Source organism: Streptomyces sp. NBC_01257 (assembly GCF_035917255.1).
Lineage (GTDB): Bacteria > Actinomycetota > Actinomycetes > Streptomycetales > Streptomycetaceae > Streptomyces.
Genome location: NZ_CP108472.1, coordinates 2,562,853 through 2,580,740 on the forward strand (window position 1 = coordinate 2,562,853; position 17,888 = coordinate 2,580,740).

The 17,888-nt window shown below is 71.2% G+C and carries 14 protein-coding genes; 3 read left to right on the top strand and 11 right to left on the bottom strand.

The window, feature by feature from the left end; genetic code table 11:
• Window positions 1–13: 13 nt before the first annotated feature.
• The 11 genes from ftsZ to rsmH form a co-directional block, all read right to left on the bottom strand.
• Complete coding sequence (gene ftsZ, locus OG408_RS10790) at window positions 14–1,228, bottom strand: cell division protein FtsZ (protein WP_266777722.1); 1,215 nt, start codon at window positions 1,226–1,228, stop codon at window positions 14–16.
• A 276-nt stretch (window positions 1,229–1,504) separates the two neighbouring features.
• Window positions 1,505–2,293, bottom strand: a complete 789-nt coding sequence (locus tag OG408_RS10795; RefSeq protein WP_326669564.1) for a cell division protein FtsQ/DivIB — start codon at window positions 2,291–2,293, stop codon at window positions 1,505–1,507.
• A 51-nt stretch (window positions 2,294–2,344) separates the two neighbouring features.
• Window positions 2,345–3,439 carry an undecaprenyldiphospho-muramoylpentapeptide beta-N-acetylglucosaminyltransferase gene (gene murG / locus OG408_RS10800; RefSeq protein WP_148017738.1) on the bottom strand — a complete coding sequence of 365 codons (1,095 nt, stop codon included), beginning with the start codon at window positions 3,437–3,439 and terminating at the stop codon, window positions 2,345–2,347.
• 6 nt (window positions 3,440–3,445) lie between these two features.
• Window positions 3,446–4,888, bottom strand: coding sequence for a putative lipid II flippase FtsW (ftsW, locus tag OG408_RS10805; protein ID WP_285565324.1), 1,443 nt, complete (start codon window positions 4,886–4,888; stop codon window positions 3,446–3,448).
• A gap of 115 nt (window positions 4,889–5,003) precedes the next feature.
• Window positions 5,004–6,431: a UDP-N-acetylmuramoyl-L-alanine--D-glutamate ligase gene (murD, locus tag OG408_RS10810; RefSeq protein ID WP_266786091.1), complete on the bottom strand. Its 1,428-nt coding sequence runs from the start codon at window positions 6,429–6,431 to the stop codon at window positions 5,004–5,006.
• Complete coding sequence (mraY, locus tag OG408_RS10815; protein ID WP_148017737.1) at window positions 6,428–7,498, bottom strand: phospho-N-acetylmuramoyl-pentapeptide-transferase; 1,071 nt, start codon at window positions 7,496–7,498, stop codon at window positions 6,428–6,430. The genes murD and mraY overlap by 4 nt, the downstream gene beginning before the upstream one ends.
• Entirely contained in the window at window positions 7,495–8,901 is a 1,407-nt protein-coding gene (locus OG408_RS10820) for a UDP-N-acetylmuramoyl-tripeptide--D-alanyl-D-alanine ligase (protein WP_266777730.1), read from the bottom strand. Before OG408_RS10820 ends, mraY begins: the two co-directional genes overlap by 4 nt.
• Before the next feature lie 4 nt (window positions 8,902–8,905).
• Complete coding sequence (locus OG408_RS10825) at window positions 8,906–10,624, bottom strand: UDP-N-acetylmuramoyl-L-alanyl-D-glutamate--2,6-diaminopimelate ligase (protein WP_266777732.1); 1,719 nt, start codon at window positions 10,622–10,624, stop codon at window positions 8,906–8,908.
• A gap of 17 nt (window positions 10,625–10,641) precedes the next feature.
• Window positions 10,642–12,639, bottom strand: coding sequence for a peptidoglycan D,D-transpeptidase FtsI family protein (locus tag OG408_RS10830; protein WP_326669568.1), 1,998 nt, complete (start codon window positions 12,637–12,639; stop codon window positions 10,642–10,644).
• A 4-nt stretch (window positions 12,640–12,643) separates the two neighbouring features.
• The gene (locus OG408_RS10835) at window positions 12,644–13,198 is read right to left on the bottom strand and encodes a cell division protein FtsL (protein WP_285565400.1); all 555 of its coding nucleotides are present in this window, start codon (window positions 13,196–13,198) and stop codon (window positions 12,644–12,646) included.
• Between the two features lie 106 nt (window positions 13,199–13,304).
• Entirely contained in the window at window positions 13,305–14,270 is a 966-nt protein-coding gene (gene rsmH / locus OG408_RS10840) for a 16S rRNA (cytosine(1402)-N(4))-methyltransferase RsmH (RefSeq protein ID WP_266777736.1), read from the bottom strand.
• A 380-nt stretch (window positions 14,271–14,650) separates the two neighbouring features.
• Between rsmH and OG408_RS10845 the strand changes: the two genes are divergently transcribed.
• From OG408_RS10845 to OG408_RS10855, 3 genes are all read left to right on the top strand, one after another.
• Window positions 14,651–15,196 (top strand): beta-class carbonic anhydrase, encoded by a 546-nt coding sequence (locus OG408_RS10845; protein WP_266777738.1) that lies wholly within the window; start codon window positions 14,651–14,653, stop codon window positions 15,194–15,196.
• 248 nt (window positions 15,197–15,444) lie between these two features.
• A complete protein-coding gene (locus OG408_RS10850) occupies window positions 15,445–16,494 on the top strand; it encodes an AAA family ATPase (protein ID WP_266777740.1) in 1,050 nt (349 codons plus the stop codon).
• Window positions 16,494–17,879 carry a DUF58 domain-containing protein gene (locus tag OG408_RS10855; RefSeq protein WP_266777742.1) on the top strand — a complete coding sequence of 462 codons (1,386 nt, stop codon included), beginning with the start codon at window positions 16,494–16,496 and terminating at the stop codon, window positions 17,877–17,879. The genes OG408_RS10850 and OG408_RS10855 overlap by 1 nt, the downstream gene beginning before the upstream one ends.
• Window positions 17,880–17,888: the final 9 nt, after the last annotated feature.

A 17,888-nucleotide genomic window follows, 5' to 3' on the forward strand; every position in this document is an offset into this window, starting at 1 on the left:
TGGTGCGGACCTATCACTTCAAGAAGTCCGGAACGTCCAGCTCTTCGGCCTGGGAGTCCTGGTAGGGACGGGCCGGCGGGACGTGCGGCGGGGTGACCGGCGGAAGGTGGCTCTCATGAGCGGCCGGCACCGGCTCCGCCTGGACCGGCGGCTCCTCGCGCGGGGGCACCGAGCCCAGTCCGCCCGTCTGGCGCGCGGGCTCGGCGGCCCGGGCCGGCGTCGCCGGCTCCTCGCGCTTGGTGGAGTTCGCACCCAGGACGTTCTCCCGCCGGGCCGGCGGCTGTCCGCCGTCGAAGCCCGCCGCGATCACGGTGACCCGCACCTCGTCGCCCAGTGCGTCGTCGATGACCGCACCGAAGATGATGTTGGCCTCGGGGTGCGCCGCCTCGCTCACCAGCTGGGCGGCCTCGTTGATCTCGAAGAGACCGAGGTCGCTGCCGCCGGAGATGGAGAGCAGGACACCGCGGGCGCCGTCGATGGACGCCTCCAGGAGCGGCGAGGAGATCGCCATCTCCGCGGCGGCCACCGCGCGGTCGTCGCCGCGCGCCGAGCCGATGCCCATGAGCGCCGATCCGGCCTCGGACATGACCGACTTGACGTCGGCGAAGTCGAGGTTGATCAGACCCGGGGTGGTGATGAGGTCGGTGATGCCCTGGACACCCGAGAGCAGCACCTGGTCGGCCGACTTGAACGCGTCGAGCACGCTGACCTGACGGTCCGAGATGGACAGCAGCCGGTCGTTGGGAATGACGATGAGGGTGTCGACCTCTTCGCGGAGTTCGGCGATGCCGTCCTCCGCCTGGTTCGCGCGACGCCGGCCCTCGAAGGTGAACGGGCGGGTGACCACGCCGATCGTCAGGGCGCCGAGCGAGCGCGCGATGTTGGCGACGACGGGTGCGCCACCGGTTCCGGTGCCACCACCCTCGCCTGCGGTGACGAAGACCATGTCGGCCCCCTTGAGGACCTCCTCGATCTCCTCACGGTGGTCCTCTGCCGCCTTGCGACCGACGGCCGGGTTCGCCCCGGCGCCGAGGCCACGGGTGAGTTCACGGCCGACGTCGAGCTTGACGTCGGCGTCGCTCATCAACAGGGCTTGCGCATCCGTGTTGATCGCGATGAACTCGACGCCCTTGAGACCGACCTCGATCATTCGGTTGATGGCATTGACACCACCGCCGCCGACACCGATGACCTTGATGACTGCGAGGTAGTTCTGCGGTGCTGCCACGTCGAAGGCCTCTCGCCTCGAGTTACGTGTCGTCGCTTGGCGGTAGTCCCGCCGCGACGACGGATGCCGATTGGGACGGTCCGAACGCCGACCCAAACCCTAACGTTGAAGTTTAGGGTTACCAGTGTGTCTGCTTCATGGACTCTTCCGAACAGGACACTAAGTCGACAAGTGGCGCACGTTCAACGAACACGCCGAACCTCCCGTTTTTCTTTTCACCCTATGTGATCACCCGTAGCGCTGACCAACCAGGGTGCTGGCCAGGCCGAATGTGCGTCAACTGCCCGACACCGCGGGTGCGGTGGGTGCACTCACGTCGAAGTGTCCCGCTTTGGGAGCGGCTTTCATGAGTGCGGTGAGGACTTTCGCCTTCACCGCACCTTCTTCGCTGCTCCCCCAGATCACCGTGCGGTCCCCGGTGAGTTCCAGGGAGACCGCATCGTACGAGGTGACCCGCACGACCTGGGTGTCCTTGGCGATCCCGACCGGAAGACCGCCCGCGACCCGGACCGCTTCCCGCACCAGCCGGTCACTGCCGAATCGGCGCAGGCTCGCGGACCGACCAGGGGTCAGTTCCAGCAGGGGTACGCGCCCGGGCACCTTGTCCACCGTGGCGAAGCGCACGCCTTTGGCGTCCACTTCAATGAACTTTGCGCCCTTTTTCACCAACAGGACCGGCTTTCGTTCGGTCACTTTAAGTCCGATGCCGTGCGGCCATGACCGTACGACATCCACCGAGTCGATACGAGGCAACTTCTGGCGCAATCTGCCGGCGATGGCGCCGGTGTCCACGGAGACGAGCGGAGCGCCCATCGGCACCGCCGCCGCGTTCTCCACCTCGGCCGGTGTCAGTACGTCGACCCCGGTGATCCGGACCTGTTCGGTGCGGAGCCAGGAGGAGCCGTAGAGCGCCCAGACGGCGCCGGAGCCGAGCAGCAGCACGGCCGCGGCGATCACGATCAGCAGGGTGCGCCGGGACATCCGGCGCCGCTGTTCGCTCGGCGGGCGGTCCGGGGTGTCCTCCTGCTGCCCTGCACCGCGCTGGGCGGTCGTCGGTCCGGCCACGCTCGCCTCCTTATGCCGGGTCCGGGGGCACCGCCCCCGGACCCGTGGGCCTCACGCGCCTCGGCGTGCGGCAATCGCCTCGTACACCATGCCGACCAGCAGATCGTCGGCGTCCCGGCGGCCGAACTCGGCGGCGGCGCGGGACATTTCGTACAGCCGGTGCGGATCCGACAGCACCGGAAGGACGTTGCCCTGCACCCACTCGGGGGTGAGCGCCGCGTCGTCCACCAGCAGACCGCCGCCGGCGTTGACCACCGGCTGGGCGTTGAGCCGCTGTTCGCCGTTGCCGATCGGCAGCGGGACGTAGGCGGCGGGCAGCCCGACGGCGGAGAGTTCGGCGACGGTCATCGCGCCCGCACGGCAGAGCATCATGTCGGCCGCCGCGTACGCGAGATCCATCCGGTCCACGTACGGTACCGGGATGTACGGCGGCATCCCGGGCATGTTGTCCACGCGCGGCATTTCGTTCTTCGGGCCGACCACGTGCAGGATCTGGATCCCGGAGCGCTGCAGCAGCGGCGCCACCCGCTGGACCACCTCGTTGAGGTGGCGGGCGCCCTGCGAGCCGCCGGAGACCAGCAGCGTCGGCAGGTTGGGGTCGAGCCCGAAGGCGGCACGCGCCTCGGGGCGGACCCGGGCCCGGTCCAGGGTGGCGATGGTGCGGCGCAGCGGGATGCCGATGTAGCGGGCACCGCGCAGCTTGCTGTCGGGGGTGGAGACGGCGACCCCGTGCGCGTACCGCGAACCGATCTTGTTGGCCAGGCCCGGCCGGGCGTTGGCCTCGTGCACCACGATCGGCACTCCGGCGCGCTTGGCGGCGAGGTAGCCGGGCAGGGCCACGTAGCCGCCGAAGCCGACCACGCAGTCCGCCTTGGTGCGCTCCAGGATCTGCTCGGCCGCCTTGATGGTGCCGCGCAGCCGGCCCGGCACGGTGATGAGCTCAGGGGTGGGCTTGCGCGGCAGCGGCACGGCCGGGATCAGGGCGAGTTCGTACCCCCGCTCGGGTACGAGCCTGGTCTCGAGTCCGCGCTCCGTGCCGAGAGCGGTGATTCCCACGCTCGGGTCCTGCCTGCGCAGGGCGTCCGCGAGGGCAAGCGCGGGCTCGATGTGGCCGGCGGTCCCCCCACCGGCGAGTACGACATGCACCGAAATTCACCGCTCTCCGGACGGACGCTTCTTGACGCGCCGTCTCATCGTCTTCCATCTCACCCCGGGCCTCCGCATGGCCAGGGCCGCCTTCGCGGCGGGATCCGCTCGCGCGAACGCGATCAGCAGCCCGACAGCGAACATGGTCGGCAGCAGGGCCGAACCCCCGTAGGAGAACAGCGGAAGCGGGACACCGGCGATCGGCAGCAGGCCGAGCACCGCACCGATGTTGATCACGGCCTGGGCCGTGATCCAGGTGGTCACACCTCCCGCTGCGTACCTCACGAAGGGGTCCTCCGTGCGTCCGGCCACGCGGATACCCGCATAGCCTAGAGCCGCGAAGAGGGCGAGTACCGACAGCGTCCCCGCCAACCCCAGTTCCTCCCCGGTGATGGCGAAGATGAAGTCGGTGTGAGGTTCGGGGAGTTGGCCCCATTTCTCCACGCTTGCACCGAGCCCGGATCCGAACCATCCGCCGGACGCCAGCGCGTAGATGCCGTGCACGGCCTGCCAGCACGAGCCGCCCGGGCCCGGTTCGCTGGCTCCCATGCAGTCCAGCCGGGACATCCGGTTCGGACTGGTCTTGATCAGCAGGAAGGCGATCAGGCCGGCGGCGGCGAGCACGCCGGCGAACAGCCGGGTGGGCGCTCCGGCCAGCCAGAGCAGTCCGAAAAGGATCGCAGTGAGAATGATCGCAGTGCCCATGTCACCGCCGAGCATGATCAGCCCGAGCAGCATGAACGTGACCGGGACCAGCGGCACCAGCATGTGCTTCCACTGGTTCAGCAGCCGCCTGTCCTGTTTGCGGGCGAGCAGGTCGGCCCCCCACAGGACGAGGGCCAGCTTGCCGAACTCACTGGGCTGGAGCTGGAAGGGGCCGCCGAGGTAGAGCCAGTTCCGGTTGCCGTTGACCGACATCCCTATCCCCGGCACCTGGACCAGCACCATCAGGAAGACGGCGCCCATCAGCAGCGGGTAGGACAGCGCCCGGTGCAGCTTGACGGGCATCCGGGCGGCCATGGCCATCAGTCCGGCGCCGATGACGGCGGCGAGGAACTGCTTGCGGAAGAAGTACGTGCCCGGCTTGTCGAGCTCCAGCGCCTTGATCATCGAGGCGGAGTAGACCATCACGAGCCCGAGCACGGTGATCAGCAGCCCGGCGCCCAGGATCAGGTAGTACGCCGTCAGCGGGCGGTCCCAGGCCCGGCGTGCCTGCTCGTACAGCCGCCGCGCGCCTCCGCCCCGGGGGGAACGGGGGCTGCCGGAGGTCCTGGAGCGGGCCGCCGGGGGCCGCCTGGAGGCGGCGGCCGGCCGGACGCGCAGGGCGAGTCCGGCGGGGAGCGGTGCGCCCGCGGCCGCCAGGAGGGGTGGACGGAGCGCCCGGCTGATCGCCGAGGTCGCCCGTGAGCGGTCCCTGCCGCGTGCGGCAGAGCTCTCTTCGGCCGGCATGGTCCCTGTCCCCTCCACTGCTCGTGCCCGGGGCTTCGGTGCCGAGGGCCCGGGCCCCGGCGCGGTCGCGCGTACCCGGGTGTTCCGGGACCGTACGGCGTGGAGGCCGGGCCCGTCAGTCGTTCTCGGCGGCCTGTGCGCGGACGGCGTCCGCGAAGGCCTCGCCCCGCTTGTTGTAATTGACGAACATGTCCATCGAGGCACAGGCCGGGGCCATCAGTACGGTGTCTCCCGGCCGGGCGAGCCGTGCCGCCTCGCGGACCGCCTCGGACATCGCCCCAGTGTCGGTCCGGTCGAGGTCGGTCACCGGGACCTCGGGGGCGTGTCGCGCGAGGGCTTCGCGGATCAGGGCACGGTCGGCGCCCATCAGCACGACGCCCCGCAGCCGCTTCGCGCACCCGGTCACCAGCTCGTCGAAGCTCGCGCCCTTGGCCAGCCCGCCGGCGATCCAGACGATGGAGTCGTAGGACGCCAGGGAGGCTTCGGCGGCGTGGGTGTTGGTGGCCTTGGAGTCGTCGATGTACGCCACCCCGGCGACGTCCGCGACGTGCTCGATGCGGTGCGGGTCGGGGCGGAAGGCCCGCAGCCCGTCGCGCACGGCGGCGGGCTCCACGCCGAAGGCGCGGGCCAGCGCGGCTGCCGCCAGCGCGTTGGCGATGTTGTGCGGGGCGGGCGGGTTCACGTCCGCGACCTCGGCGAGCTCCTGGGCCTGCTTCTGCCGGTTCGTCACGAAGGCGCGGTCGACGAGGATGCCGTCGACGACCCCGAGCTGGGAGGGCCCCGGGGTGCCGAGGGTGAAGCCGATCGCCCGGCAGCCCTCCTCGACGTCCGCCTCGCGCACCAGTTCCTCCGTGGCGGGGTCCGCCACGTTGTAGACGCAGGCGACGGTGTTGCCCTCGTAGATCCGGCCCTTGTCCGCGACGTACGCGGCCATGGAGCCGTGCCAGTCGAGGTGGTCCGGCGCCAGGTTGAGGACGGCTGCGGAGTGGGCGCGCAGCGAGGGCGACCAGTGCAGCTGGTAGCTGGAGAGCTCGACGGCCAGGACGTCGTACGTCTCCTCGCCGAGGACCGCGTCCAGCAGCGAGACCCCGATGTTGCCGACCGCGGCGGTGCGCAGCCCGGCCGCCTCCAGGATCGAGGCGAGCATCCGTACGGTCGTGGTCTTGCCGTTGGTGCCGGTGACCGCGAGCCAGGGGGCCGGTTCCCGGCCGTCCCGCCCACGCAGCCGCCAGGCGAGTTCGACGTCGCCCCAGATGGGGACGCCCGCCTCGGCGGCCGCGGTGAAGAGCGGCTTGTCGGGCTTCCAGCCCGGGGTGGTGACGATGAGCTCGGTGGACTCCGGCAGGGTGGCCCCGTCGCCGAGGCGCACGGTGATGCCCTGCGCCTCCAGCTCCGCGGCCTGGGTGCGCGAGCGCTCGTCGTCCCCGTCGTTGACCACGGTGACGACGGCGCCGAGGCCGTGCAGCACCCGGGCCGCCGGGATCCCGGAGACCCCGAGTCCGGCGACCGTGACGTGCTTGCCCTGCCAGTCCACGTTGCTCACTTCTTGGCTGCCCATCCTGCGTAGAAGAGGCCGAGGCCGACGATCACGCACATGCCCTGGATGATCCAGAAGCGGACCACGACAAGGACTTCGGACCACCCCTTGAGTTCGAAGTGGTGCTGCAGCGGTGCCATCCGGAAGACGCGCTTGCCGGTCATCTTGAACGAGCCGACCTGGATGACGACGGACATCGTGATCATCACGAAGAGGCCGCCGAGCACCGCCATCAGGAACTCGGTGCGGGAGCAGATCGCCAGACCGGCGAGCGCGCCGCCGAGGGCGAGCGAGCCGGTGTCGCCCATGAAGATCTTGGCGGGCGACGTGTTCCACCACAGGAAGCCGAAGCAGGAGCCCATCAGCGCGGAGGCCACGACCGCGAGGTCGAGCGGATCTCGCACTTCGAAGCAGGCGCTCGGGTTGGTGAGGGTGGCCGCGTTGGCGCAGGACTCCTGGAACTGCCAGAGCCCGATGAAGGTGTACGCGCCGAAGACCATCACGGACGCACCGGTGGCGAGGCCGTCCAGACCGTCCGTCAGGTTCACGCCGTTGGACATGGCGAGAATCATGAAGAGCGCCCAGAGCACGAACAGCACCGGGCCGATCGACCAGCCGAAGTCCTCGACGAACGAGAGCTTGGTGGAGGCGGGGGTGTTGCCGCGGGCGTCGGCGAACTGGAGCGAGAGCACCGCGAAGGCGATGCCGACGATCAGCTGGCCGGCCATCTTCGCCTTGGCGCGCAGGCCCAGCGAACGCTGCTTGACGATCTTGATGTAGTCGTCGAGGAAGCCGACGAGTCCCATCCCGGCCATCAGGAAGAGGACCAGCACACCGGAGAAGCGCATGTCCTCGCCGGTGATGACCTTCGCCAGCACGTACGCGATGATCGTCGCCAGGATGAAGGCGATGCCGCCCATCGTGGGCGTGCCCTTCTTCGATCCGTGGCTGCGCGGGCCGTCGTCCCGGATGAACTGCCCGTATCCCTTGCGGGCCAGCAGCTTGATCAGCAGCGGGGTACCGACCAGGGTCAGGAAGAGCCCGATGGCCCCCGCGAAGAGGATCTGCCTCATCGGCCGGCGACCTCGCCCTCGGTCGCGTTCTCCAGCAGTGCCGTAACGACCTGCTCCAGGCCGACCGACCGGGACGCCTTCACCAGCACGACGTCTCCCGGGCGCAGTTCACTGCGCAACAGGTCGACGGCAGCCTGTGCGTCGGACACATGCACCGACTCCTCACCCCACGAACCCTCGTTGTATGCGCCCAGTTGCAGCCAGGAGGCTTCTCTGCCCCCAACCGCGACGAGCTTGCTGACGTTGAGCCGGACGGCGAGCCGTCCGACCGCGTCGTGCTCGGTGAGCGAGGCGTCGCCGAGCTCGGCCATCTGGCCGAGCACCGCCCACGTACGACGCCCCTTCCCCATGGCGGCCAGCGCGCGGAGCGCGGCCTTCATGGATTCGGGGTTGGCGTTGTAGGCGTCATTGACGAACGTCACGCCGTCCGGACGCTCGGTGACCTCCATGCGCCAGCGGGAGAGGGTGCCCGCCTCGGAGAGCGCCACGGCGATCTCGTCTGCGGACAGGCCCAACTCATGGGCGACGGCGGCCGCGGCGAGCGCGTTCGACACGTGGTGCTCACCGTACAGGCGCATGGTCACATCGCTGCACCCGGTGGGTGTGTGGAGCCTGAACGCGGGGCGGCCGTCCTCGGTGAGCCGGACGTTCTCACCCCGTACGTCCGCATCCGCGGCTTCACCGAAGAACAGCACCCGGGCCTTGGTCCGGGAGGTCATCGCGCGGACGAGGGGGTCGTCGGCGTTGAGGACGGCGAGGCCGTCCTCGGGGAGGGACTCGACCATCTCGCCCTTGGCCTGGGCGATCTGCTCGCGGCCGCCGAACTCGCCGATGTGGGCGCTGCCGACGTTGAGGACGAGCCCGATCCGGGGCGGGACGAGTCCGGTGAGGTAACAGATGTCGCCGATGTACCGGGCGCCCATTTCGAGGACCAGGTGCTGGGTCTCCGCGGTGGCACGCAGCGCGGTGAGCGGCAGACCGATCTCGTTGTTGAGGTTGCCCGCCGGGTAGACGGTCGGCCCCTTGCGCTCCAGGAGCTGGGCGATGAGGTCCTTGGTGGAGGTCTTGCCGGCGGATCCGGTGAGCGCGACGACGGTGGTGCCGAGGCGGCCGACGACGGACCGGGAGAGGGCGCCGAGCGCCGCCACCACGTCGTCCACGACGATCGCGGGTACACCGACGGGGCGGGAGGCCAGGACGACGGCCGCACCGGCCTCGACGGCGCGCTGCGCGTAGTCGTGGCCGTCGACGCGTTCACCGGCGAAGGCGACGAAGAGGCTGCCTGGCTTCACCTCCCGGGAGTCGATGACGACTGGCCCGCTGACGATGACGGCCGGATCCGGTATGTCGTACGACTGCCCGCCGACGATTTCGGCGATCTCGGCGAGGGAAAGGGCGATCACTTGGTCATCCCTGACTGTTGTTCTCGTGGGTGGGGGCACGGTGGGTGGCGCTCTCGTGTCCCAGGGACCGCTCGATGGCCTCGCGCAGGACCACCCGGTCGTCGAAGGGGCGTACCACTCCGTGGATGTCCTGGCCCTGCTCGTGGCCCTTGCCGGCGATCAGTACGGTGTCGCCGGGTCCGGCGCGGCCGACCGCGGCGGCGATGGCGGCGGCCCGGTCGGCGTCCACCAGGACGTCACCGCGTTCGTGCACGGGCACTTCGGCGGCGCCCGCGAGCATGGCGGCGAGGATGCCGAGGGGGTCCTCGGAGCGGGGGTTGTCGGAGGTCAGTACGGCGGTGTCGGAGAGGCGCGCCGCGGCGGCGCCCATCGGGCCGCGTTTGGTGGTGTCGCGGTCCCCGCCGCAGCCGAGGACGATGTGGAGCTTGCCCTCGGTGACCTTCTGCAGGGAGCGCAGCACCGATTCGACGGCGTCGGTCTTGTGCGCGTAGTCGACGAGCGCGAGGTACGGCTGTCCGGCGTCGACCCGCTCCAGCCGGCCGGGCACCCCGGGCACGGCGGCGACGCCGTCCGCGGCGGTCTGCGGGTCGATGCCCGCGACGGCGAGGGTGACGATCGCCGCGAGGGTGTTGGCGACGTTGAACGGGCCGGGCAGCGGGGCCTTGGCGGTGGCCCGTTCGTCCTTGGGGCCGACGACGGTGAAGGTGGAGCCGAGCTGGCCCACCTCGACGTCCTCGGCGCGCCAGTCGGCGTCCGGGTGGCCCTCGGCGGAGAAGGTGGTGACCGGGACGGATGCCTCGGTGATCAGCCTGCGGCCGTACTCGTCGTCGAAGTTGACGACGCCCTGCCTGCTGCGCTGCGGGGTGAACAGCGACGCCTTGGCCTGGAAGTAGTCCTCCATGCCGGAGTGGAACTCCATGTGCTCCGGGCTGAGGTTGTTGAAGACGGCCACGTCGAAGACGCAGCCGTCGACCCGGCCGAGCACCAGGGCGTGGCTGGACACCTCCATGGTCACCGCGTCGACGCCGCGTTCGCGCATGACGGCGAACAGGGCCTGCAGATCGGTGGCTTCGGGGGTGGTCCGCTCGGACTTGATGCGCTCGTCGCCGATCCGCATCTCCACGGTGCCGATCAGCCCGGTGCTGCGTCCGGCGCCGCGGAAGCCGCCCTCGATGAGGTAGGCGGTGGTGGTCTTGCCGGAGGTTCCGGTGATGCCGATCTGGAGCAGGTCGGTGCCGGGGTGGCCGTAGATCTCGGTGGCGAGTTCGCCCATCCGGCCCCGCGGGTCCTCGGTGACCAGGACCGGGAGTCCGGTGGCCGCGGCGCGTTCGGCGCCCGCCGGGTCGGTGAGGATGGCGGCGGCGCCGAGGCCGGCCGCCTGGGCGGTGAAGTCGGCGCCGTGCAGGCGGGCGCCGGGCAGGGCCGCGTACACGTCTCCGGGGCGTACGGCCCGGGAGTCGTGGGTGATGCCGGTGACTTCGCCGGTGCCGGGCGGCTGGACTCCCAGCCGGGCTGCCAGCGTGACCAGGGAGGTCGGCCGCAGCCGATCCGGGCGGGGCGCTCCCGGGTAGTTCACAGGGGCGTCCTTCTGGGTGGTTCGGGACTGTTCAGCGTGGGGCACGGCGGTGAGCGTACCGGGCCCACCCGGCCTCTCGCGAAGTGAGGGGGCGGCGGTGCGGTCGTTCCCGTTCCGGTTCCCGGGGTCGGGGGTGATGGTTGTCACTGGTGGTCTCCGCGCGTTCACTCGCCGGGTTTGAAGGACACCGGCAGCCGGGCCGGCTTACTGCCGGAAGGTGCGGTCTGCAGCGTCTTCAGCGCGAACTCCATGACCTGCTTGTAGATGGGGCCGCAGGTCTGGCCGCCGAAGTGGCTGCCCCTGGTGGGGTTCTGGATGGCGCAGTAGACGGTGATCTGGGGGTTGTCGGCGGGGGCGAAACCGGCGAAGGAGGCGGTGTAGCCGTGGTAGCCGCCGCGTACCGGATCGACTCGGTTGGCCGTACCCGTCTTGCCCGCGACCCGGTAGCCGGGGATCTTGGCCTTCGTTCCGGTGCCCTCCTGGTCGTCGACCACCGACTCCAGCATGGTGGCGAGCGTCTTGGCGGTCTTCTCGCTGACCACCCGGGTCTGGCCGGGGGCTTCGGCGGGGGTGAAGCGTCCGTCGGCGCCCTTGGTGCCGCGGATGAGCGTCGGTTCGATCCGGACTCCGCCGTTGGCGATCGTCGAGTAGATCGAGGCGGCCTGCATCGCGTTGAGCGAGAGGCCCTGCCCGAAGGGGATCGTGTACTGCTGCGAGGTCGACCAGTCCTGCGGCTTGGCGAGGATGCCGGGGGTCTCACCCGGGTAGCCGAGTCCGGTCGGTGAGCCGATGCCGAACTTGCGCAGGTAGGAGTAGAGCACCTTGTTGGCCGCGGCCTGGGTCTTCCCCAGCTGGCCGGTGGCCATGATGGTGCCGATGTTGCTGGACTTGGCGAGTACGCCGTTGAGCGTGAGGTACCAGGTGGCGTGGTCGACGTCGTCCTTGAAGAGCCGGTCGCCGCGGTGCAGCCGGTTGGGCACGGTGACATGGGTCCCGGGGGTGGCGGCGCCCTCCTCCAGCACGGCGGCCATGGACATGACCTTGCTGGTGGAGCCGGGCTCGTAGACGTCCTGGAGGGCCGCGTTGCCGAGCGAGGCGGCGTCGGCCTGCGAGAGGTCGTTGGGGTCGAAGCCCGGGGCGTTCGCCATGGCGAGGACCTCGCCGGTGCGGGTGTTCTGCACGATGACGTAGCCGCGGTCGGCCTTGGACTCCTTCACCTGGTCGGAGATGGCCTTCTGGGCCGCCCACTGGATGTCGCGGTCGATGGTCAGCTCGATGTCGGAGCCGGCGACGGCCGGAACCTCCTTGGTGCCCGCGGTGGGCACCCGGCGGCCGCCGGACTGGGCGTACTTGATGGTGCCGTCCTCGCCCGCGAGCTCCTTGTCCAGCTGCGATTCGAGGCCGCCCGCGCCCTTGCCCTCGGCGTTGACGTACCCCAGTATCCCGGCGGCGAGCCCACCGTTGGGGTAGACCCGCTTGGTGGTGGACTCCTGGAAGACACCGGCCAGCGCATTGGCGCCGGTACCGCCGGCCGCCTCGTCCTTCTCGGCCTTCTCGGCGAAGACGGACTTGAGGTCCTTGATCTGCTTCCAGACCTGCGGGGTCTGGCGGCGGGCCAGGACCGTGTATCGGCTCTTGGGCTTCGACAGCTTCTTCGTCAGCTCGGCCGCGTCGACCCCCAGGATGGGCGAGAGCAGCGCGGCGGCCTGCTGGGGGGCGTCGGGCGCCTTGCTGTCGGCCGGGGTGAACATCTTGGGGTCGGCGGTGATGTCGTACGCGTCGACGCTGGTGGCCAGCGCGATGCCGCCGCGGTCGGTGATCTGGCCTCGCTCGGCGGCGACGGTGTAGCTGAGGTAGCGGTTCTGTTCGGCCTTGGCCGCGTACGCGTTGGCGTCGACGGCCTGGACCTGGAGGAGCCGCACGACGAACGCGATCATGACGAGCGTCAGCGCGAGGCTGACCAGCCGCAGCCGGGGCCGGGGGCTGCCGAGGCGCAGCGGACGGCCCGAGCGGCCGCGCGGGGTCCGGCCGCGCGGTGCGGCGGCGGGCCGTCGCCGTGGCTCGGGGCGGGCGGCGGACCGGGGGCGGCCGGAGCGGGCCCCCGCGTTGCGCGGGCGTGCCGGGCCGGGTACCCGACGGCGCGGTGGTTCCTGGGAAGGCACTGCGTCACCTGCCGGGGGTCGTGGAGGGCTGGACTGCCGGGGTACGCGGCTTCGCCGATGTGCCCGGCTTCGGCGTCGCGGTTCCGCTCGCGGACGCGCCGGGCTTCGCCGCGGGGGTACTCGGCCCGGTGGCGGCGGGCGTGGCGGTGGCGGTGGGCGAAGGGCTGGGGCCGGACGGGGTCGGTGAGGCGACCGGGGGCGGCTCGGGGGCCTCGGGCTTCGGCGGCGGCGCGGTGACCGGCGCGGCGCCGGCGGCCGAGGGCACGCCGCGGACCGTGCCGTCCGGGTCGAGGAAGGCGGGGCTGCCGCCGGGGACCATGCCCAGCTCCCGTGCCCGGCGGGCCAGGGCGTCGGGCTCGGACGCGCTGTCGACGTCGCGCTGGAGCGCCTGCTGGTCGTCGGTGAGTTCGGTGGTCCGCTTCCTCAGCTCGCTCAGCCGGAACGATCCTTCGTTGAGCGCGGAGTTCAGCAGCAGCAGGGTGATCAGACCGCTGCCCAGGAGCAGGACGACCAGCAGGACGAACGGGGTCCGGGCCGCGGTGCTCGGCCCGGACGGCATCAGCCGGGTCAGCCGTGCCGCGCGCCCCTTCAGCCGGCCGTCCGGTTTGCTCACCGCGCCGCTCCGTCCCCGGGCCGGGTCCGTGACGTGTCCGGTCGCCGCCGGCTCATCGCTCCTCCTCGCGGATGCGCTGGGCGCCGCGCAGCCGGGCGGGGGCGGCGCGCCGGTTCTCGGCGACCTCCTCCTCGGTGGGCAGCTCCGCGCCGCGGGTCAGCAGCTTCAGCCGGGGCTGGTAGCGCTCGGGGACGACCGGCAGTCCGGGCGGCGCGGTGTTGGCGGCACCCGCCGCGAACACCTGCTTGACCAGGCGGTCCTCCAGCGAGTGGTAGGACAGCACGGCGATGCGGCCACCGACGGCGAGGCTCTTCACCGCGGCCGGGATCGCCCGCTCCAGCACGGTGAGCTCGCCGTTGACCTCGATGCGCAGCGCCTGGAAGGTGCGCTTGGCGGGGTTGCCGCCGGTGCGCTTGGCGGCCTGCGGCAGGGAGTCCCGGATCAGTTCGACGAGCCGGGCACTGTTGCTGAACGGCTCCTTCTCGCGTTCGCGGACGACCGCGGAGACGATCCGCTTGGCCTGCTTCTCCTCGCCGTACGCCCGCAGGATGCGGACCAGTTCGCCCGGCGGGTAGGTGTTGAGGACCTCGGCCGCGCCGATGCCGGTCGTCTGGTCCATCCGCATGTCGAGGGGGGCGTCCTGGGCGTAGGCGAATCCGCGGTCGGCCTCGTCCAGTTGCATGGAGGAGACGCCGAGGTCGAACAGGACGCCCTGGACCTTGGGGACGCCGAGCCGGGCGAGGACCTCGGGCAGTTCGTCGTAGACGGCGTGCACCAGGGTCGCCCGGTCGCCGTAGGGGGCGAGCCGTTCGCCCGAGAGGCGCAGCGCCTCCTTGTCCCGGTCGAGGGCGATCAGCCGGGCTTCGGGGAACGCGGAGAGCAGTGCCTCGCTGTGTCCGCCGAGGCCCAGGGTGCAGTCGACGACCACGGGCGGCTGCGGGCCCGGTGCTTCCAGAGCCGGGGCCAACAGGTCCAGGCACCGCTGGAGCATCACCGGGACGTGTCGGGTCTGGCTCATGCGCCCTCTCAGGCTCAGGTCCCGGGTGGCTGCACGTACGGCCTGGTCCCCGCCCGCTCGCGAAGGGGAGGTCCGCCGGCGCCGGGGAAGGGGCGTCAGCCGACCGGCGAGCGGGAGAGGGCCGGGCCGTACGTACGCCGCGCACACGGGGAAAACATCGGAATGTGCAGGGTGTCGGTAACTTCCCGTCACTTTAGTCCACCCTGCCATTCGATCGATTCCCGATCAATCAACCCGACAGCGCGTCGGCCCTCGCTTTGTTCACCCGAGCGGGTGACCGAGTGTGAGGCTTGTGGGTTACCTCACAACAAGCGCCGTTGACGTTCTTTGTCCCGTTCCACAGCACGCCCGCCCCGCCGACGAGGGATAACGTCGTATCCATGTCGACTTCTGCGCACACCCCTGCCACGGACCAGGCCCGCACCGGCGGCACCGTCACCGACCGGCTCGTCGAGTCGAACGTCCAGTACGCCTCCGAGTTCAGCGACCCCGGCATGGACGCCAAGCCGGTGCTCCGCGTCGCCGTGGTCGCCTGTATGGACGCCCGCCTCGACCTCCACAAGGCGCTCGGCCTGGCGCTCGGTGACTGTCACACCATCCGCAACGCGGGCGGCGTGGTCACCGACGACGTGATCCGGTCGCTGTCGATCAGCCAGCGGGCCCTCGGCACGCGCAGCGTGATACTGATCCACCACACCAACTGCGGCATGGAGTCCATCACCGAGGAGTTCCGCCAGGAGCTGGAGATGGAGGTCGGCCAGCGGCCGGCCTGGGCGGTGGAGGCGTACAGCGACGCGGACCAGGACGTGCGTCAGTCGATGCAGCGCGTGCGCACCTCGCCGTTCCTGCTGCACACCGACGACGTGCGCGGCTTCGTCTTCGACGTGACCACCGGACTGCTGCGCGAGATCCTTCCGGTTTCCTGACGCGAGGGTGCCGGACGAGCACATTCCGGCAGTGAAAATCCTCCCCGATCCGACATATCGGCCCCGGTTGTCCACAGGCGAGTGACACGAAGCGGTAACGGCAACAAGAATGCGGGTGTGACACCCCGTCGGACCCGTCCGACGCGGTGTCCGTGTTTCGGGGTGGGCCGGGCCGCACAAGGGCGCCGGCCCGTGACTGGGGAATCCCGTGCTCCTGGTGAGCGTGGGGCAGGGCCGAGGAGGGCCGGGTGACGACCTATGACGATCGAGCGAGCCTCACAGATCTGACCACCACAGCGGAGCGGGTGCGCAGGTCGGTGGAAGGTGTGATCGAGGGCAAGCCTGAGGTCGTACGCCTTTCGCTGACCGTGCTGCTCGCGGAGGGACACCTGCTGATCGAGGACGTCCCCGGAGTCGGCAAGACCATGCTGGCGAAGGCGCTGGCCCGGTCCATCGACTGTTCGGTGCGGCGCATCCAGTTCACACCGGACCTGCTGCCCTCGGACATCACCGGTGTGTCCATCTTCGATCAGCAGCGCCGCGACTTCGAGTTCAAACCGGGCGCGATCTTCGCCCAGATCGTGATCGGCGACGAGATCAACCGCGCCTCGCCCAAGACCCAGTCCGCACTGCTGGAGTCGATGGAGGAGCGCCAGGTCACGATCGACGGGCACACCTACGAGCTGCCCGACCCGTTCATGGTCGTGGCGACGCAGAACCCGGTGGAGATGGAGGGCACGTATCCGCTGCCCGAGGCCCAGCGCGACCGGTTCATGGCCCGGGTGTCGATCGGCTATCCCAGCGCGGAGGCCGAGCTGCAGATGCTCGACGTGCACGGCGGCGTCTCGCCGCTGGACGACCTCCAGCCGGTGGCGCACGCGCACGACATCGTGAAGCTGATCGAGGCGGTCCGCACCGTCCACGTCGCCGACGCCGTCCGGCGGTACGCGGTGCAGCTCGTCGGAGCCACCCGCAGCCACCCCGACCTCCGGCTCGGCGCATCGCCGCGCGCCACGCTCCACCTGCTGCGCGCCGCCAAGGCGTCCGCCGCGCTGAGCGGCCGGGACTACTGCCTGCCGGACGATGTGCAGGAGCTGGCGGTCGCGGTGCTCGCGCACCGGCTGCTGCCCACCGCGCAGGCGCAGCTCAACCGCCGCACCGCCGAGCAGGTCGTGCTGGAGATCCTGCAGCAGACCCCGGTGCCCACGGCGTCGGGCGGCGCGGCCGCCCCGGTCCCGCAGCACCGGCCCGGCTCGGTGTACGGCGGCCGGCAGCAGCCCGGCGCACGGCGGCTCTGATGGCCGCCGGGGGGCCGACCGCGATGGACGACAGCGACGACAAGGGCGGTCTGCGGGCCGCCCTGGGCGGTCTGACCACCCGCGGCCGGTCCTTCCTCGCGGCCGGTGTCGCCGCCGCGGTCTGCGCGTATGTGCTGGGCCAGGCGGACCTGCTGCGGGTCGGCCTGCTGCTCGCGGTGCTGCCCCTGGTCTGTGTGGCGGTGCTCTTCCGGACCCGGTACCGGGTCGCGGGGACCCGGCGGCTCTCGCCGTCCCGGGTGCCCGCGGGCAGCGAGGCCCGGGTCCACCTGCGGATGGACAACGTCTCGCGGCTGCCCACCGGTCTGCTGATGCTCCAGGACCGGGTGCCGTACGTGCTCGGCCCGCGGCCCCGGTTCGTCCTGGACCGGGTGGAGGCGGGCGGGCGGCGCGAGGTGTCCTACCGGGTGCGGTCCGATCTGCGCGGGCGCTATCCGCTCGGTCCGCTGCAGCTGCGGCTGAGCGATCCGTTCGGGATGTGCGAGCTGACGCGTTCGTTCAGCGCCTACGACACCCTCGTCGTCATCCCGCGCACCGAGCCGCTGCCCCCGGTCCGGCTCGCGGGCGAGGCCTCCGGTTACGGCGAGGGCCGGCAGCGGTCGCTCGCGCTGGCCGGCGAGGACGACGTGATCCCGCGCGGCTACCGGCACGGCGACGACCTGCGACGCGTCCACTGGCGGTCCACCGCGCGCTACGGCGAGCTGATGGTGCGCCGCGAGGAGCAGCCGCAGCGGGCCAGGTGCACGGTGCTGCTGGACACCCGGCGGGTCGCCTACCAGGGCACCGGGCCCGACTCGGCCTTCGAGTGGGCCGTCTCCGGCGCGGCCTCCGCCCTGGTGCACATGCTGGAACGGGGCTTCGCGGTCCGCCTGCTGACGGACGACGGCACCGCGGTGCCGGGCGAGGGCGAGAGCGGTTTCGCCGGTTCGACCCAGGACTCGGCGGACTCGGCCGGACTGATGATGGACGCCCTCGCCGTGGTCGACCACTCCGACGGAGGCGGTCTCTCGCGCGCCTACGACGTGCTGCGCGGGGGCAACGAGGGCCTGCTGATCGCCTTCCTCGGCGAACTGGACGAGGAGCAGGCGGCGGTGGCGGCCCGGATGCGGCAGCGCAGCGGCGGGGCCGTCGCGTTCGTCCTGGACAGCACGGCCTGGGTGCACGGCGAATCGCCCGCCTCCCAGGCCGCCTCCGAGGAGCGGCTCCGTTCGCTGCGCGAGGCGGGCTGGACGGCGGTGCCGGTCCGGCCGGGCACGGACCTGGCCCGGCTCTGGCAGCAGGCGAGCCATCACGGTTCGCTGACCCAGTCCGCCGCGGTGGGCGGCACAACAGGCGGCACCACGGGTTTCTCCGGTGGTTGGTCATGAGGGGACGGT